The sequence below is a fragment of the Clostridium mediterraneense genome (assembly GCF_900091705.1).
GTDB classification, from domain to species: domain Bacteria; phylum Bacillota; class Clostridia; order Clostridiales; family Clostridiaceae; genus Sarcina; species Sarcina mediterraneense.
Genome location: NZ_LT594784.1, coordinates 29,795 through 48,509, shown reverse-complemented (window position 1 = coordinate 48,509; position 18,715 = coordinate 29,795). Strand labels below are relative to the sequence as shown.

The 18,715-nt window shown below is 23.8% G+C and carries 14 protein-coding genes and 1 CRISPR repeat array; of the genes, 2 read left to right on the top strand and 12 right to left on the bottom strand.

The features are described 5' to 3' along the window. Positions 1-36: 36 nt before the first annotated feature. The 12 genes from BN8917_RS01495 to BN8917_RS01445 all read right to left on the bottom strand — a co-directional run bounded on the left by BN8917_RS01495 (position 37) and on the right by BN8917_RS01445 (position 17,024). Positions 37-648 (bottom strand): nucleoside/nucleotide kinase family protein, encoded by a 612-nt coding sequence (locus tag BN8917_RS01495; protein ID WP_066869635.1) that lies wholly within the window; start codon positions 646-648, stop codon positions 37-39. Positions 649-795: 147 nt separating this feature from the next. After that, entirely contained in the window at positions 796-2,847 is a 2,052-nt protein-coding gene (gene cas3 / locus BN8917_RS01490) for a CRISPR-associated helicase Cas3' (RefSeq protein ID WP_066869633.1), read from the bottom strand. 31 nt (positions 2,848-2,878) lie between these two features. Beyond that, a CRISPR array of direct repeats spans positions 2,879-7,051; the repeat unit is 30 nt; unit sequence CTTTTAATAATACTTATATAAAATTCTAAT. A gap of 138 nt (positions 7,052-7,189) precedes the next feature. Further along, the gene (locus BN8917_RS01485) at positions 7,190-7,831 is read right to left on the bottom strand and encodes a hypothetical protein (protein ID WP_066869630.1); all 642 of its coding nucleotides are present in this window, start codon (positions 7,829-7,831) and stop codon (positions 7,190-7,192) included. A 210-nt stretch (positions 7,832-8,041) separates the two neighbouring features. Beyond that, positions 8,042-8,995, bottom strand: coding sequence for a DevR family CRISPR-associated autoregulator (locus BN8917_RS01480; RefSeq protein WP_066869627.1), 954 nt, complete (start codon positions 8,993-8,995; stop codon positions 8,042-8,044). 46 nt (positions 8,996-9,041) lie between these two features. After that, on the bottom strand, positions 9,042-10,406 hold the full coding sequence (locus BN8917_RS01475; protein WP_066869624.1) for a hypothetical protein: 1,365 nt from the start codon (positions 10,404-10,406) through the stop codon (positions 9,042-9,044). Positions 10,407-10,409: 3 nt separating this feature from the next. After that, positions 10,410-11,063 carry a CRISPR-associated endoribonuclease Cas6 gene (cas6, locus tag BN8917_RS01470; RefSeq protein ID WP_066869621.1) on the bottom strand — a complete coding sequence of 218 codons (654 nt, stop codon included), beginning with the start codon at positions 11,061-11,063 and terminating at the stop codon, positions 10,410-10,412. Between the two features lie 165 nt (positions 11,064-11,228). Then, on the bottom strand, positions 11,229-11,372 hold the full coding sequence (locus tag BN8917_RS14280; protein ID WP_159426716.1) for a hypothetical protein: 144 nt from the start codon (positions 11,370-11,372) through the stop codon (positions 11,229-11,231). A gap of 518 nt (positions 11,373-11,890) precedes the next feature. Next, the gene (locus BN8917_RS01465; protein ID WP_066869617.1) at positions 11,891-13,762 is read right to left on the bottom strand and encodes a PTS fructose transporter subunit IIABC; all 1,872 of its coding nucleotides are present in this window, start codon (positions 13,760-13,762) and stop codon (positions 11,891-11,893) included. A gap of 23 nt (positions 13,763-13,785) precedes the next feature. Continuing rightward, entirely contained in the window at positions 13,786-14,700 is a 915-nt protein-coding gene (gene pfkB, locus BN8917_RS01460; protein ID WP_066869614.1) for a 1-phosphofructokinase, read from the bottom strand. A gap of 2 nt (positions 14,701-14,702) precedes the next feature. Then, positions 14,703-15,449 (bottom strand): DeoR/GlpR family DNA-binding transcription regulator, encoded by a 747-nt coding sequence (locus tag BN8917_RS01455; RefSeq protein WP_066869610.1) that lies wholly within the window; start codon positions 15,447-15,449, stop codon positions 14,703-14,705. 216 nt (positions 15,450-15,665) lie between these two features. After that, entirely contained in the window at positions 15,666-16,613 is a 948-nt protein-coding gene (locus BN8917_RS01450; protein WP_066869606.1) for a hypothetical protein, read from the bottom strand. Positions 16,614-16,625: 12 nt separating this feature from the next. Continuing rightward, positions 16,626-17,024, bottom strand: coding sequence for a hypothetical protein (locus BN8917_RS01445; RefSeq protein ID WP_066869603.1), 399 nt, complete (start codon positions 17,022-17,024; stop codon positions 16,626-16,628). Between the two features lie 237 nt (positions 17,025-17,261). On the opposite strand from BN8917_RS01445, the gene BN8917_RS14670 reads away from it, so the two are divergent. Beyond that, positions 17,262-17,384: a hypothetical protein gene (locus tag BN8917_RS14670; RefSeq protein WP_265327626.1), complete on the top strand. Its 123-nt coding sequence runs from the start codon at positions 17,262-17,264 to the stop codon at positions 17,382-17,384. Positions 17,385-17,855: 471 nt separating this feature from the next. Next, the gene (locus BN8917_RS01440; protein WP_066869599.1) at positions 17,856-18,680 is read left to right on the top strand and encodes a hypothetical protein; all 825 of its coding nucleotides are present in this window, start codon (positions 17,856-17,858) and stop codon (positions 18,678-18,680) included. Positions 18,681-18,715: the final 35 nt, after the last annotated feature.

The window sequence follows — 18,715 nt, the reverse complement described above, 5'->3', positions numbered from 1 at the left end:
TAAAGATATATCAAAGTATTAGTAAAAAATTTAATATTATTTAGTTTCTAATACAAAATCAGCATTCTTAGAAGGAGAGCATTCAAGTATATATCTATCCTCAGCTGGGAAATATCTTCTATTATATTTATTTTTTATATCATCAGTTGAGCCTATATAAACATCTCTTTTTAAAACTCTATCTAATCTAATTTCTTGTGGTACATCAAGATAAATTACAAAATCTAAATAATCTTTTAGTTCTTTTCTTTGAAGAAATACTCCTTCTAATAATAGGACAGAATTATGTGGTATATAGATATGCTTTTTAATATATATATCATTTTCTTTATCATAGAATTCTATATCTTTATCTATTTCTTCTCCATTTTTTATAGGATTTAAAATTTCTTTTATTAAATAATCATATCTCCACTGTAAATTATAATAACAATACCATTCTTCCTTAGAATCATTATATCTAACTTTCTTTGGATGAATAAAATCATCAATATGTAAAACATAAGAATTATAGTTTTCTTTCTGTAATTCTAATTTTAATGACTCAACTAAAGTACTTTTTCCTGCTCCTCCTAAACCATCAATTCCAATAGTATAAACTTTTTTAGAAATATCAGTATTCTTTAATTTATCTAATAAACGTTTCATTTTAAAGTTCTCCATTACTTATTATTTATACTTATTAGTATGTGCTAGATTATAACCTATTTATATTATTAATTTCAATTTAAGGAGAATTTTTAATATATTCTTATAGGTAATAAAAAGGCTAAAGATTATTTCTTTAGCCCTTTATTATTTATGCTTTAATATATGTTTTTTTATAGCGTCTATTTCACATTCCATTAAAGTACCTGTAAGATAAAGTAATGTTATCCATTCATCTTTAGCAGGTGTTATAACTTCTTTATTTTTTATAATTTTATCTTTACTACTATAATTTATATCCTCAATAAAGCCGTATTCTTGTAATATAGATTTACTATTATTATGAAAATCCCAAGGAGTTGTGGTAATTCTATGTGCTTGACCAGTTGAATATCTTCCATGATGTTGTAAGACCATATTTGCTATTATTTTATCAGTATAATCTTTTATATTATAATAGCTTATAGCAGCATGATCTCTTTTAGCTGCTTTTCTTGCTTTTGGATTAAAAGGAAAGTGGGCTAGTGGGATATTACCAGGAGCTTTAGAAAGCCATTCCTTATCTAATTTACCTAGGTCATGTAGTCCTGCATAGAAAGATATATCATTAATATTATTTATAATATAATCATTAAAATTTTCTTTTTCTAATCTTTCTTTCATTTTATTTTTTACTGAAGTCGCATGTTCTAGCCAAGTTTCAATTACATAATCATCAAATTTTAAATCATCAGTTTCTATTAAGGGAAAATCATCTATAAAATTATCATCTATAAAGACATTTTCTTCATATCTAAATCCTAATTTATCATATACACAATTATTACCTTGAATTATAATAGTTTCACCTATATCTATGCTTGCAACTCCTTTTTCTTCTATTCGACCTTTGTTTAATATATAAAGATTATTATGTAAAGCTATTTTATCAAGTTCATTTAAAGATATACTTATGCTAGCTCTTTTGAAATCTTCTTTTGTTAGTTCGTCATTTCTAACTATTATATTTACATTTTTAATACATCTTATAAGTTTGTTCCTATCAGTAAATCTAAAATCAACTTTATTACATTCTAACTGAATATTATTTATCTTTTCTTTATAAAAGTCATTTAATATTTCATTTATCCATTGCTTTTGAATATCCCAACTAAATTCTATACCTTGATTTTTTATTATATATTCACTAGTTTTTTGGACAATTTCAGTATTATATATATTTTTAGATTCATTAGAATTAAAAACAATTACTTCACCTAATCCACCCCATCTAGCACATCGTCCATCTCTTTGAACTAGATTATCAATAGGACAGGCTTCTGAATATAATCTATTAGCACTTATATCCATACCTGCTTCAACTATTTGAGTAGTTAGAAGTATTTTATTATTTTCAGTACTATCTTTTCCAAAATAATAAAGCATTTCTTTTTCAATCTTTTCCCTATCATTTTTTAAAAACTTACTATTTAAAATAATAACTCTGTCTTTATCTAGCTTAGAATAAATTTCTTTCATAGATTTTATAGTATTACATATAATTATCTGCTTATTTTGATAATTATTTATTTCTTTATAATTAAGTACATCTACATAACGTATAGTATTTTTTCTATTCTTAACCCTAACTGTTTCTGATATAATAACATCCATATTAAATTCATCTTTAAGAAAATTAATTAAATATTCAGGCATTGTAGCAGTCATTATAATAAACTTATTTCCAAGCTTATTTATATCTTTAAGCATATTTATAGTTGTTAAAAGCATTTTATCTGGATCAAATAATTGAACTTCATCAAAAACTAAATTACTTCTTAAAACATTTTTTCCACGTATAAAAGATTGCATACCTATCGCTAAATATCCACTTAATATTTGATCTATTGTTGTAACGCAATATTTATTAGATAAAAATTTATCCTCTGAATCTGAACTATGTTGAATAGTCCAGCTATCTAAATGTAATATATCACTATAATAATTAAGCCTATCCTTTAAACTTGAAGCTAGAGTTTTCATTGGTTCTATTAATATTCCTTTGTCATCCCATTCAATAAGTTTTGAAAGCATAGCTTCTGTTTTACCACTTCCACAACTCCCAAGGATTAAGATATTTTTATTACTATTTAATACTTTTTCTTGTATTTCGCTTAGTTCATTAAAACCTATTTTTTCAAAGAATTCTTTAGCTTTCATTTTTACTCCTTTATGATTATTTAATATAAAAATTTTAATAATATTTATATAAAATTCTAATGTAGATTTTAGAGAATTAGATGAAGAAGGAATTTACTTTTAATAATACTTATATAAAATTCTAATTATAAACCAATATGATAATAATAATTATTCATATGTCTTTTAATAATACTTATATAAAATTCTAATAACCTATATCACGTCAAAGAGCTTGGCAGATACTTAACTTTTAATAATACTTATATAAAATTCTAATCTATTTAAGTTTTTTACTACAACCTTACTTTCATAACTTTTAATAATACTTATATAAAATTCTAATTAGCAGAAGCACTTGAAGAAACTGAAACTAGTCTCTTTTAATAATACTTATATAAAATTCTAATATTTTCATTATTATAATTTTCAGCTTCCTGTATTTCCTTTTAATAATACTTATATAAAATTCTAATCCTGGTATAAGCCCTGTAATTTGTTGCTCTAAGCCCCTTTTAATAATACTTATATAAAATTCTAATTCTAGGGGATCATCAATATTAAGACTAGCACATGTCTTTTAATAATACTTATATAAAATTCTAATTAGATCATACAGGAGTTAAAGAAGATGCCTTAGCTGACTTTTAATAATACTTATATAAAATTCTAATAGAATTATAGCAGCTACAAAAATACCAGTAGAATATCTTTTAATAATACTTATATAAAATTCTAATAAAGAAGCTGAATATATAAGTTATTTTAAAAATCTCTTTTAATAATACTTATATAAAATTCTAATTAATTGCCTTTCTATTATATAACTAATAACTAAAGGCTTTTAATAATACTTATATAAAATTCTAATATACCATAATCATAGTTATCATCTTTATCTTCTCTACTTTTAATAATACTTATATAAAATTCTAATAAGAAAAGGTGATCATAAAAGAACGAACTGGATACTTTTAATAATACTTATATAAAATTCTAATTAGCTGCACTTTGGAAATAATCATATCATCATTAATCTTTTAATAATACTTATATAAAATTCTAATTTTTCTTTTATTTGTTTAAGAAGCTCCTCATTTTTTCTTTTAATAATACTTATATAAAATTCTAATTAGATGAAAATAACTGGACTGGAACTGCTCTTATAATCTTTTAATAATACTTATATAAAATTCTAATAAGCAGCAAAGCTAATGGATAAGTACGGATTATCAACTTTTAATAATACTTATATAAAATTCTAATTATAATATTTCTGAAATAGACAATCCTGAAAAAGCAACTTTTAATAATACTTATATAAAATTCTAATTTAAAAACTAAATTAAATCCTAATGGTACTTATCAAACTTTTAATAATACTTATATAAAATTCTAATTTATTAAGACTTGTTAAGAATAGTTCTTCGAGTTCTCTTTTAATAATACTTATATAAAATTCTAATCTTCAACTCCATTAGCTGTTGAATTTCCAAAACTATCTTTTAATAATACTTATATAAAATTCTAATTTCTCCATCCATAACCTTTTTCATTATTGTTTTCATCTTTTAATAATACTTATATAAAATTCTAATTTATAAAGAGGTTCTAGAGGAAAGGGGGCATTAATACTTTTAATAATACTTATATAAAATTCTAATACGGTCAAACACTAGAAGTCACAGAACTATCATACTTTTAATAATACTTATATAAAATTCTAATAAATCCATATACCTAGAACCACCATACTCTCCTACCTTTTAATAATACTTATATAAAATTCTAATCTTCATGGTCATAAACTCGTCAAAGAACTGTATAAACTTTTAATAATACTTATATAAAATTCTAATAAAAATATGCAATGGAAATGTATAGCACCCCTTTTTCTTTTAATAATACTTATATAAAATTCTAATGTGGACTTGCTTTATTTATAGTTTTATCTTCTATTACTTTTAATAATACTTATATAAAATTCTAATTTGAGTTTTTTACAATGTATAGGCATTATAGTGTTGCCTTTTAATAATACTTATATAAAATTCTAATTCATAAACTCCAACACCATTAGCAAAAGCAGTCCAACTTTTAATAATACTTATATAAAATTCTAATCCTTATCGTAATCTAAATCCCAGATCCCTTTTTCCACTTTTAATAATACTTATATAAAATTCTAATATTTAAAGCAACTGTAATGGTTAAAGATTTTAATACTTTTAATAATACTTATATAAAATTCTAATTAAAGTTATGCCAAAATTTACGTCTATTAATCTTAACTTTTAATAATACTTATATAAAATTCTAATTCTTATAAAATAGCTAAGAAAATACAATAAAACAACTTTTAATAATACTTATATAAAATTCTAATTATGTTTTTATCTCGTTCTATTGTTTGTCGTAGATTCTTTTAATAATACTTATATAAAATTCTAATTCCACTTTCTTCTTCTAAATCCTCATTGAAAAATTCCTTTTAATAATACTTATATAAAATTCTAATCTTAGCATGGGCATTACAAAGCGAGTCTCATTATTACTTTTAATAATACTTATATAAAATTCTAATTTGGAATAGTGGAGGAATTGGTAAAAAGTATGGATTCTTTTAATAATACTTATATAAAATTCTAATATATTTCATTATTATTTTTACTAATTTTACAGGTTCTTTTAATAATACTTATATAAAATTCTAATTTCTGTAAGAATAAAAGATGTAATAACTGATAACTTTTAATAATACTTATATAAAATTCTAATCTGACATATTCAGACCTGCCGAAAAGGCTACACACTTTTAATAATACTTATATAAAATTCTAATTTTAACATAATCATCTATAAGTACTTTAGTCATATCCTTTTAATAATACTTATATAAAATTCTAATGGTTGTTATGCTATTAAAAAAGCTAAGAAAATAACTTTTAATAATACTTATATAAAATTCTAATTCTAAATCATTCTCAAACTTAATATCAATGATAGATCTTTTAATAATACTTATATAAAATTCTAATTATCTTTAATAGCTTCTTTAAATCCTAATAATAAACTTTTAATAATACTTATATAAAATTCTAATAACTTATATTACTTGGAATTGTAAATCCAGTAAAAACCTTTTAATAATACTTATATAAAATTCTAATTTATTATTTCCAAATCCTGCACCAAATCCATTAGGCTTTTAATAATACTTATATAAAATTCTAATATATGCTACTAAGGTAAAAACTCTTTACTGGAAAGACTTTTAATAATACTTATATAAAATTCTAATAATATGGGGATTGAAGAAGAATTAATTAATTATTTTAACTTTTAATAATACTTATATAAAATTCTAATCTTTTAGCGTCATTTAGAGCTTGTGTAGCTTTATTTCTTTTAATAATACTTATATAAAATTCTAATCCATTTTGAAAATATACTTGAATAGAATTTCTATTCTTTTAATAATACTTATATAAAATTCTAATGTAGATAGCCTCAATGAAAAGATTAATAGAGAAGCTTTTAATAATACTTATATAAAATTCTAATTAGCTAAATCTTTTAAAAAATAATTATATTTAACTCTTTTAATAATACTTATATAAAATTCTAATTCCATTTATATCAGCATTAATTAAAAGCCCTTTATTCTTTTAATAATACTTATATAAAATTCTAATAAATCTTTGCAAGGAGCTTTGTTTTGTGCTAAGCATACTTTTAATAATACTTATATAAAATTCTAATTCGATTGTAAAATTAATAAATGGAAAATGAGCATCTCTTTTAATAATACTTATATAAAATTCTAATTCAAAAAGTGGGGTGATTTTATGGAGTTTACAAACTTTTAATAATACTTATATAAAATTCTAATGTCACAGTTTACGTAAAGTTTATGCTACAAGGCTATACTTTTAATAATACTTATATAAAATTCTAATTTGCTACTTTAGAATTTAATCCTAATAAGGTTGGTAACTTTTAATAATACTTATATAAAATTCTAATACCAGATAATGATACTGGAGATGTCTTAAGAAGTGCCTTTTAATAATACTTATATAAAATTCTAATGTACAACAAATAATATTTCTTTATTCAGAGCTGGTGACTTTTAATAATACTTATATAAAATTCTAATGTGCAGCAGATGCTACTAAGAAAAATTCTAATGCTACTTTTAATAATACTTATATAAAATTCTAATAATAGTAAAATAGCCATTTTAAAAATATAAAATACTTTATAAACTAACTAATAGAGCCATTCTATTTGTTTTTTACCAGCGATTTATATTTTTTAGATTTGTGATTATAACTAGCTTTGGTAAGATTGCCTGGTAAAATTATAATTGGATATTACTTATTTCACAGTAAAAAGTATCATGATGATGTTTATATTTGTTGCTATATGTATATATAGAATCAAAACTTGTTTTGCTATTCCAATCATGTTGTTCAAAAATTTCAACACAATTTTTTTTATCCCATTTTTTTAGTATATTTTCTAATAAATTAACCTCTTCTATTTTGTCTAAATAAACTATACTTTCAGCATTTCCTATCCAGTCTATATTTTTTAAATACATTTCTATATTGGGAATTAAATTATCAATATAAAATATAACTTCCTTTAAATCTAAATATTCTCTTGCACCCATAGTTGAAACTGTCAAATTAGGAGTTATTCCATTCTTTTCATCATCATCTTTTTCTTTTTTACTTCTTTTATCAGTTGTTTTTAATCTACTTTGTTTAACAACAGTTTTAAAATATGATTTTGGATATTGAATATATATGTTGCTATTCTTTACTTTAAAAAATAATTCTTTTGCTTTTTCTATTCCGTCAGTTTGAATTATTGCTCCTATAATAGCACATCTAATTCCATAAATAGTTGGATATTCATAGCTTTGTGCTAAAGTATCTGCATGATTATATTTTTTAAAGCTAAATAGATTGCTAGTTTTATAAGTTACTTTTTTCATAAATTTCTCCTTTAAGATTAAATTTTATTTGATAATACTTATATAAAATTCTAATAATAGTAAAATAGCCATTTTAAAAATAAAAAAACTTTATAAATCCATTAATAGGACTATTTTATTTATTTTTTACCAGTGATTTATATTTTTATTATTTGGAATTATAAGCTGAATAGCAAAAAGTATCTGGTAAAATATAATGAAAATTAGCTTTTAAATTAATGAATTTATTACATCACAGAATTCTTCTATATTATTAAAAATAAGACTTTCATTAGATATTTTTTGATTTACTTCTTTATAATCATCATTTAAAGCACTATATTTACTTAAAACTTGATTTTTATCAGTCTTTTTAACTAAGATACCTTCTATATTTATTAAATGTGGAAGTCTTGTTGAACACATAGCTCCTTCCATATCTAAAAACATATTTCTTAATGCCATTATAGCTTTTTGTTGTCTTAATTTTTGAGTAGCTTCATCCACTGAATATTTTAATTTTTGATCATCAAGTCCTATTCTATCTAACTCTAATTGTATTGTTAGAGCATATTCATTACTTCTAACTGGTTTATAAAATATCATTTGTGTATTCTTACTTTCTTCGTTTTGATTTTTTGATTCATCTGATTGATTACTTTCATCTAATAATAAACTTTCAACGATTTTGTTATTGTTTTCATTAGGGTCAGTTTTTTTAGGAATTTTACTAATTTTCTTTTTCTTTTTTCCAGCTTCATCTGTAGTATCTACTTTAGTATGAAGTAGATTTTGATATTCATTTTCTTCAATAGCTATAGCAAAGCTAAAATTGATAGGACTTCTTCTTTTAGCTGAACCCTTTGGATCCATAAAGCCTTCAACATCATCAATTATACAATTCTTAACTCTATTTCCTGATTCACTAAGATTATCATCTTTTTCTACTGGTGATGAATTTTTATTAGGGCTAAATATTTTACAGCCCTCACATAATTCTGTTTCATCTGCTAGGAGTCTTAAATTTCTTGTGTGTAAGTGCTTTAACATGTCCCCAGAAATCGCTTGTCTATTTTCTCCATCTATTGTTATTTGTCTTGGAATTACTACATTTCCTATACTTTCTTCATTATTTAAAGCTTCTGCAGCTAATTTAATTTTCATCATTATTGCTATTTTATTCATTATTATTACACTCCTTAAATCTTATATATATATTTAACTTTATAATTTAGCTATTTACCTCATCTTTTACTTTATTATCAGTATTATTTTCAGCTAAAAATATTTTAGAATTAAAAAGTATTGCATCTGCAACAACTTTTGCATCCTTATTATTATCTATAAGCTTAAATATTTTATCTATTTGCTCATCATTTATAATAGATTTAATTTTATTTTCTTCACTATAATATCTTCTATATAATGTACAAAGCTTGGTTATTCCTTTCATTAGTTGCTCTAGATTATTAGTATTTAGAATACTGACTTGTACTTCATATCCTTTATTATCTTTTAATAGTCTATTTAACCCTCGTCCAAGTATTTTAACTGATTTGTTATTATAGATTTCTATAACTTTATCATTTTGCATGGATAACAACTCCTTAATTATATTTTGAGGGATATATCCCATTTTAACTTCACCATTTTTTTCATAATAATCTTTTTTAGACATTATTTTTATAAAGTTAGATAGTTTTGAATAATTATTCATATCAAGTATAAATTTTGCGGCATATTCTCTAATGTCAATGTTATAAAGTTTTAGATTAAACCATTCAATTAAATTATTACTTAATAATTCATCTAAAAAATTAATTGTTTTAAATGTATTTGGTATAGTTTTTTGATTAGATGGTATTAAAACTACTGAATAAAATCCATCATATCCATCTGAAGTTATTTCATGTTCTATGTTTGACAATAAGACTTTAGCTAAAGCTGTATTAACACTTTCATCGCTAATAAAATTAAGTTCTTTATTAAGTCCTGTCTCACGGTCTTTACTCCATAAAACTATCTTATCAATTTGCTCAACTTCTTTTATTTTTGGAATTAAGTAAATAAAGTGTTCAGTATTTTTATCATTTATCTTACTATTTTTCTTTATTATTTGAAGCTTACTAACATATTTGCTCCATCCAATTAAAGATAAATATTTTTGATGTTTTGGTGTTTTAAAAGATGAGACTGTAGCATTTAATCTTAATCCTGTCATGAAAAATACATTACCACAAAAACCAACACTATCATTGTTTAAGCCTTTTATATAGGACTTATCTTCTGTTAGATAGTAATTTAAAATATCACTTCCACGTTCTTTTATTAATTTATATATAGCTTGAATATTATTTTCTATATTTTTTTTATTTAATAAGGGAGTAGTACTTTTCATATCATCTAGTGTTAATTTAAAATCTTTTTGATTAACCTTTTCAAGATTAAAATCTTCACATTCTATAAGATAATGATTAAGACTATCTTTAATTATTTCTATCTCAGCATCTACATGCTCCAATAGAGCAACTATTCCATATGTTATACATAAATCTTCTATATCATTTGATGTTTTAGGTATTTTGAATTTAAGCAAATTTTACACCTCCCACATTAATCCGTGTCCTGATGCTGTATTTTCTCCTATTCCAACATTGTAAATTAAGTTTATAAGCTCATAATCACCTTTAAGATTAAAAATCATTTTCCAACTGTTGAGATAGTGATTTTTATATCTTGTATAAGTTTTTTTAGCTTGAATTATAGTTGTTTCAATTGAACCTTCTGGATCTTTATGATATATTTCTTTATATTTATCAGTAGCTATTTCGTTTATTCTTTTTCTTATGTAATCAAAATCTTGTGATAAACATACCTTTCTATTTTCTTTTTCATTGACAATTAGATTTGCTTTAAAGGTATATAATTCTTTTTCATTTACTTTATTTTTTAAAGGATTAATGGCGTTTATAACAATAACTTTACTTCCAATTCGTATCATTTGATTAAACATCAAATAGTTTATAAAATCTTTCATTAAGCTATCTTCACCAGAAATGTATAGATGAAGACCATCTCCATTTATATAAACTCTACTAAAGGTAAAAAGTCGTTTAAATCTATCTTTTGTATGTAATCTTTTAGCCATTTCTGTGTTTATATTAGCTAATATCATACTATAGGTTTCGTGATTAAGACTTGTATTATCTTTATCAAGATCTTCAATTATTTTTCCTATAAGTTTTAATCTCATATATCCTCCTATTTAGTTATTAATAATTAATAATAATATTATTACATTTATTAACTTATTTTACATAATATATTATAAAATGTAAATGATTTTAATAAAAAAGGAAATTATGAAGTAACTTATAATAATGGTAGAAAGGTTATTATAAGGGGTTAACAACTATACTTAGTCTTGCTTAGGAATTAGTACTTCAGAAAATAAATTTGAATTAAGTAATGTTAATAGGATTGCTTCGTCTAACTCTTTATTATGTATTTCATTATTATCTGCTGTTATGCATATATCTTTATTCACTAAATCTTCAAGCATACTTACTACTGCTAAAATTTTTTCTGTATATTCAAGATTAACATCTTCAAATAATAATTGATTTATTTAATAAATTATTTTTATCTTTAATATTTAAAACTATTTTTGTTTTCATAATATTTTCTATTTATATCACTTTTAATTTAATTAAAATACTAATTTATAAATTTTTATAAATTAAATAATGGCTTAAAAATAAAAAGTAGTTTTTTTCTAAGACTACTTTTTTAATAAGATCTTTAATTTTCCTAATATAGAATACATATATTTTAGTTTTTTATTTGTTCCTTCAAATAGTAACTTTTTATACTTTTATTATAAAATATATATTTAAGTATATGACTTTTTAATTAATATACCTTTAAATGGAATTTGATCTAATAAAAGTGAAAAACAATAATAATAGAGTTTAATAGAATTAAAAAAGATGACTTTGGTTTAATACCAAAATCATCTTTTAAGTTTATAGAGTTTAAGATTTTTTTTATGTCCTTAACTAAGATAATATTTTAAATTAATTAAGCTTTTTGAGGTGATTTTTTTAATATTCCTATTAATATTCCTGAAATCACTGATCCAACGATTATTGCAAGAATATATAATAAAGGATTTCCCATTACAACAGGAATTACAAAAAGTCCACCGTGAGGAGCAGGTAATTGAATATTTGCAAGCATTGTAAGAGCCCCTGTTATAGCAGCACCAATTGCACAAGATGGGATTATTCTTAATGGGTCAGCAGCAGCAAATGGAATAGCTCCTTCTGTTATAAAACAAGCACCCATTATATAATTTGTTAAACCAGCTTTTCTTTCATCAGCTGTAAATTTATTTTTAAAGAATGTAGTTGCTATAGCAGTTGCTAATGGAGGAACCATTCCACCAGCCATTATAGCAGCCATAGGATAATAATTGCCAGTACTTACAAGAGCTATACCAAATGCATAAGCTGCTTTATTTAAAGGACCTCCCATATCTATAGACATCATTGCACCTAAAACTAAACCAAGTAAAACTTTATTTCCAGTTCCTAAAGCATTAAGCCAGTCAGCCATACCATTATTTAAAGCACCTACAGGTCCAACTACAACTAAGTACATTACAACACCAGTTATTAATACACCGAATAAAGGATAAAGTAATACTGGTTTAATTCCATCTAAAGATTCTGGTAACTTTGCAAATAATTTTTTTAATAAAATAATACTATAACCACCAAGGAATCCAGCTATTAAACCACCAAGGAAACCAGCTCCACTATTAGCTGCAATAAAACCACCTACCATAGCAGGAGCAAAGCCAGGTCTATCAGCAATGCTCATTCCAATAAATCCAGCAAGAACAGGTATCATTAATGCAAATGCATTTTTACCACCAATTGTATTTAATAAAGCAGCAAATTGATTATATTGTGAACTAGATGGGTCAGCAGAATGAATACCGAACATAAATGATATAGCTATTAAAATACCACCGCCTACTACAAAAGGAAGCATATTTGAAACACCATTCATTAAGTGTTTATAAAAACCAGTTCTTTCACTTTTACCAGAAGAAGTAGAAGAGGAAGTATTTTTATTTGAATATACTGGAGCTTTTCCAGAAATACTTTCTTCTATTAATTCCTTTGATTTTTTTATTGCTTGTGCAACTGGAACAATAACAACTCTTTTACCATCAAATCTAGCCATTTCAACTTGCTTATCAGCAGCTACTATAATGCCATCAGCATTTTTAATATCTTCATCTGTAAGTTTGTTTTTTACCCCTGTTGAACCATTAGTTTCAACCTTTATATCATAACCAAGATCATTAGCAGTTTTCTTTAAACTATCAGCGGCCATATAAGTATGAGCAATACCAGTTGGACAAGCTGTAACAGCTAAAATATATTTTTTATTATTACTAATAGGAGGAGTTTCTTCTTCTTCCTCATCATCTTCAAATTTATCAATTAAGTCTAGTACTTCTGCTGGAGTTTTAAGTGATAGAAGAGCACTTTTGAACTCAGGGTTCATAAGAAGTACTGATAATTTAGATAAAGTTTCTAAATGATCGGCATTAGCACTTTCACCAGCTGCTATCATAAATACTATGTGTACAGGTTCTCCATCTAGAGAATCATAGTCAACACCATTTTTTACAATACCAAGAGCTAGAGAAGCTTCTTTAACAGCAGAAGTTTTACCGTGAGGAATGGCAATACCTTCACCAATACCAGTAGAACTGAGATTTTCTCTTTTTAGGATTTCTTCTTTAAACTTTTCTTTATTATTTAATTTACCAGCAAAGTCTAAAAGCTCAACTAGTTGGTCTATAACATCATTTTTATTTTCAACTTTTAAATCTAAGTTTATTGTTGCCTTGCATAACAAATTTGATATTTTCATTTTTTATCCCCCTTAAATGTCTTTTATAGTTGTTCTTTTATAGTTATTTCACAAAGAAGATGTTTAACATCATTTCTGGTACATAAATCTGTTGAAAATGCACTAGCACTTCCTGTTGCAATACCCATCTTAAAGGAATTTACTATATTTTTATTTTTGATATACTCTGAAAGGAAGCCAGCAACTAGAGAATCACCAGCACCTACTGAATTTTTTACAATACCTTTAGGTGCATTACCCCTGAAAACTTTATCTTCTGTAATTAAAATAGCTCCATTACCACCTAATGATATAATTACATTTTCAGCCCCCATATAAACTAATTTTTTACCATAATATATTAATTCATCATCATTAGAAATTTTAACATTAAATATTTCTTCAATTTCATGATTATTTGGTTTGATTAAAAATGGTTTTAGTTGTATTGCTTCTAGTAAAGGTTTACCTGAAGTATCTACAATAACTTTAACTCCTTTTTTCTCTAAAAGTTTTTGTATTTTAAGATACAAATTACTAGGAAGAGAACTTTGAATATTTCCAGCTAAAACTAAGATATCTTCTGAATTTAGAGCGTCTAATTTATCAAAAAGCTTGTTTAAATCATCATTATTTACTTTAGGTCCAGAACCATTTAATTCTGTTTCTTTTGATGATTTTATTTTTACATTTATTCTGCTATCTCCAGAAACTTTAATAAAATCTGTTTTTACCCCTGTAGATTTTAAAAAGTTATCTATAAATTCTCCAGTAAACCCACCAATAAAACCAAGACATATACTATCTATATCAAAATTTTTTAATACTCGAGAAACATTTATTCCCTTACCACCAGGAAACTTATTATCTGAAATTCCTCTATTAACTTTTCCTAGTGTAAAATCATCTACATTTACTAAATAATCTATAGATGGATTTAATGTTAATGTATATATCATAGCTAATCTACCACCTTTATCTCAGTTAAATTTTTAAATTTATTTATTTTTTCATTTGAAGTACTTATTAAAGTACATTGATTTATATCAGCAAATTTTACAAAAGATACAGCATCAATCTTAGAACTATCGCATAAAATAAAGGATTCTTTAGATAGTTTTATAGCTGCTTCTTTTATAGAAGCTTCTTCTATATCTGGAGTAGTAAATCCAAGTTCACAATGAGCACCATTAGTACCTAAAAAAGCTTTATCAAATCTAAACTTATTTAAGAAGTTTATAGCTTCTGATCCCAAAACTACTCTAGTGGATTGTTTTAAATTACCTCCAACTATAAAGCATTTAATATTATTATCAAGAAGAGCATTTATATGATGTATTCCATTAGTAACAACTAAAATATCTTTTTTAGTACTTAAAAATTCTATAAGACTATAAGTTGTTGTTCCACCATCTAAATAGATACAATCTCCATCTTCAATTAAAGTACTAGCTAAAAGTGCTATAGATTTCTTTTCATCTATATTTAAAGAAGATTTTTCATTATAAGACGCTTCAATAGAATTACGTGAAAGTGATTTTGCCCCTCCGTGAACTCTTTTAAGTTTATTTTCTATTTCTAAGGATTTTAAATCTCTTCTAATAGTAGATTCAGAACTATTAGTAGCTTTTAATATCTCTTTTAAACTAACAAAATTTTTCTTATTTAATAAAGATAAAATTATTTCATGTCTTTTTTCTGTCAACATAATATTATCTCCTATTCAAAATATTTATTTTTAACTTTTAAATCAAATAAAATTTCAAAAGTAATTGTTTACAATATCATTATAAGATAAATAAAAATAAAAATCAATCAAAATATTTCAAAAACAATCAAAAACAATTATAAACGTTCATAATAAAATTTTTAAAAAGAAATTTAAAATAAAAAGAACTCCTAGAGAATAGGAGTTCTTTTATATTTAATTAGTATCTGTAAGATTTGTAGCATTTTCAGATTGTGATGAGTCATATTGATTTTGTGAATCATCTGGAGTTGAAGTATTAGAGTCTGATGATTCAGGTGGATTTGGTGTCTCAGGAATAACTGGTGTTTCAGGAATAACTGGTGTTGTTGGTGGAGTTACTGGTGGAGTTGTTGTTCCTGTATTAGAGTTACCTGTAGAATTATTTGGTTTACTTGGTTTATTTGAGCTGTTTGAATTATTTGAGCTATTTGAGTTATTTGGCTTACTTGGTTTTTGTGTATCAGAACTAGAATTATTACTGTTAGTAGAGTTATTAGTGTTATTATTATTTGGAGAATTATTTAAATTAGTATTATTGCTAGTTTGATTATTTTGAGTAGTATTTTCTGTATTATTAATAGCTGTATTAGTTTCTAAAGTATTTTGATTTTTAGTATTTTCATCAGTTGTATCTTCTTCTTCTAACTCAGTATCTTTTTCTTCTTCTAATACTATTTTTAATTTCTCTCCTTCAAGCTTTGTACTTAAATTTTTCTCAAAGAATTCAACAGGTAAATTTACTTTATCCTTTTCAATAACTATTTTTTGATCAGAAGGTACAACAAAGCCATTAACCTCATCTGTTGCTAGTGGAGTATATTTTTCATTAATATAAATTTCTTGTCTATTTTCATAGATTTCAATTGTTGCTCCATTTTCCTCTTCTAGTCCATCATTAAATTTAACAATATATTTATTCTTAGGATAATTTTTATTTCCAAAGTTCTCTGTTATTTTTTCTTTTTCAAAAGTTCCACCTAAAAGCTTTGCATATTCTTCTATTGATGCAGAATTATCTTTTATATTTATTGTATCTTTTTCAAGTGCAAATACATTTGCTCCTAAAAATAAGTTTAAAGCTAATGCACAAGATGTAACTAAGCTTATCTTTTTCTTATACATAAATTATTTCACCTACTTTATTTTCTTTATAGTATTTGTTCCATCATATAGCCAGTTAGTTTCTGCTCCAATAAATTCAACTTCAGTCTTTGTTACAGAATCTTTAGCTATTTTATCTTTATTATTTTCCTTAATATATTCAGAAATATCTTTTCCAAGTCTATATACGCTATTTACATTATCTAAATCTGCACTAACTTTTACTACTAAGATTTTATCTTTAATTTCAACCCATTCAATTTTATAATCTTCAGATATAACTCCCTTAATATCCTTTTCATTAACCTTCTTTTCTTCTAAAACTTCATATGTATTTTTCTTAGCAGGCGTTTTCTTTTCATTTGCACATCCTACAAATGAAAAAAGAGTTATAGAAACCAAGCTAAGAACTATTAAAAGTTTCTTATTCAATTTTATTCCCCCTATATTCTTTTAAGATTATTATCGAAATAAAAAAACTTAAGTTTAGAGCTAAATAGAAAAGTTTGATTTTTATTTAAATATATTTTTATTAATGGAGTAGATTAAGTTTTCTTTATTTACTTAATTTATATAATTATTGGAATTATAATCCATATTTTATGTATAATAAGAATACAAGGTATTGAAGTATTAGAATAAATAAGAGGTATAGAAGGGGGATTTTTTATGAAAGAAAAAATTAATAATATTTGTAATAATCCTATTGCTATCTTAGGAGTAGCAGTAGTTTTTAGTCTTATTGGGGGAACTCTTGGAGTAATAGCTTATTATGGACAATGGCTTGGATAGATAATTATTTCTAAATTTAAATCTATAAAGGATAAATAAATTATCTTAAAGTATTATGATTTATAAATAAAGTGGACAAATTAATTTGTCCACTTTTATAAGTTTTATTATCAATATTTATTTAAAGTAGAGTCTTATATTTAAAGCTTAAAAATAAAATTATTATTTAGAAATATTTATAATAATTAAAATAATAGCTATTTATATAACTATATATTTTAATAAAGTATATTTATATTTTTTACTAATATAAATGAATTTTAAAATAATTCTTTTATATAAAAATAAAATCTAGAATCAAATATATTTCTTTACTAAAGTAATATTTTGTAATATAATTACAAATAATGTAATTTAGAATGTTAGTGGAGTGTAAAGTTAATATAATAAAAAATTTAATTTAGATAATATTAAAAATATACTCTAAGTAATAATTACACTAAAAGTTTTATACTAGGAATGGAGAGAGTTATGAAAAGATCTAAAATTTATTTAATTACTAGTGCTTTTCTTATTGCAACATCTTTAGCTATGACATCATGTAGTAATAAAGAAAATACTACAAGTTTAAATCAGCTTCAAAATGAAGATATAAAGGAAAATGAGAGCCAAAGTTTAGAGGTAGAAAAGGAAGATAATATTCAAAGTACAGCTACAGATTTAGAAAAAGAAGAAACTAAATCAACAAATAATAATTCTAATGAAAATACTAGCTCAAAGAAAGAATCAGCTAGTAAAACAGAGGAAAATTTAAGTAAAAGAATACCTTATCCTACTTTTAATAATATAAATAATAAAGATAAGGTAAATGAAGTAGTATTAAATTATGTAAAGAAACTTGATAGTCTATATAATTCTAATGGTGAAGCAACACTAAATATAAATTATCAGATTATGTTTCAAAATAATAAATATATATCAATTTACTTTTCAGGCGATATAAATTCTCCTACTGCTGCTTACCCAAGTAAATTTAGGTCTACATTAAATATAAATATAGAAAAAGGAAGTTTAATGCGCCTTAATGAAATTGCTAATATAAATGAAAAATTTATAGATATCCTTAATAAAGCAGTAGAATCAAAATTCCAATCACTTGGTGTACAAGCACCTGATAATTTAAAACTTGAGAATCTAAATAGCTTATTACAACAGACTGATAGTAGTTCTACTTCTGAAGCTCAATCTTATTTTACAAGTAATGAAGTAGTACTTATCTTAAGTGTTCCTCATGCAATTGGTGATTATATTGAGATAAATATCCCAAGGTCTTCTATAGAAAATTATATAAATTAAATTTAAAGGAGGTAGGCTATAAGCTTATCTCTTTA

Excerpts from the sequence above, each read along its gene's own strand:
- BN8917_RS14670 (WP_265327626.1), top strand. The coding sequence starts at position 17,262 with ATGAAAGAAAAAATTAATAATATTTGTAATAATCCTATTGCTATCTTA.
- BN8917_RS14280 (WP_159426716.1), bottom strand. The coding sequence starts at position 11,372 with ATGCTTGAAGATTTAGTGAATAAAGATATATGCATAACAGCAGATAAT.
- cas3 (WP_066869633.1), bottom strand. The coding sequence starts at position 2,847 with ATGAAAGCTAAAGAATTCTTTGAAAAAATAGGTTTTAATGAACTAAGC.
- cas6 (WP_066869621.1), bottom strand. The coding sequence starts at position 11,063 with ATGAGATTAAAACTTATAGGAAAAATAATTGAAGATCTTGATAAAGAT.
- BN8917_RS01440 (WP_066869599.1), top strand. The coding sequence starts at position 17,856 with ATGAAAAGATCTAAAATTTATTTAATTACTAGTGCTTTTCTTATTGCA.
- BN8917_RS01450 (WP_066869606.1), bottom strand. The coding sequence starts at position 16,613 with ATGTATAAGAAAAAGATAAGCTTAGTTACATCTTGTGCATTAGCTTTA.
- BN8917_RS01455 (WP_066869610.1), bottom strand. The coding sequence starts at position 15,449 with ATGTTGACAGAAAAAAGACATGAAATAATTTTATCTTTATTAAATAAG.
- pfkB (WP_066869614.1), bottom strand. The coding sequence starts at position 14,700 with ATGATATATACATTAACATTAAATCCATCTATAGATTATTTAGTAAAT.
- BN8917_RS01480 (WP_066869627.1), bottom strand. The coding sequence starts at position 8,995 with ATGAATAAAATAGCAATAATGATGAAAATTAAATTAGCTGCAGAAGCT.
- BN8917_RS01465 (WP_066869617.1), bottom strand. The coding sequence starts at position 13,762 with ATGAAAATATCAAATTTGTTATGCAAGGCAACAATAAACTTAGATTTA.
- BN8917_RS01495 (WP_066869635.1), bottom strand. The coding sequence starts at position 648 with ATGAAACGTTTATTAGATAAATTAAAGAATACTGATATTTCTAAAAAA.
- BN8917_RS01485 (WP_066869630.1), bottom strand. The coding sequence starts at position 7,831 with ATGAAAAAAGTAACTTATAAAACTAGCAATCTATTTAGCTTTAAAAAA.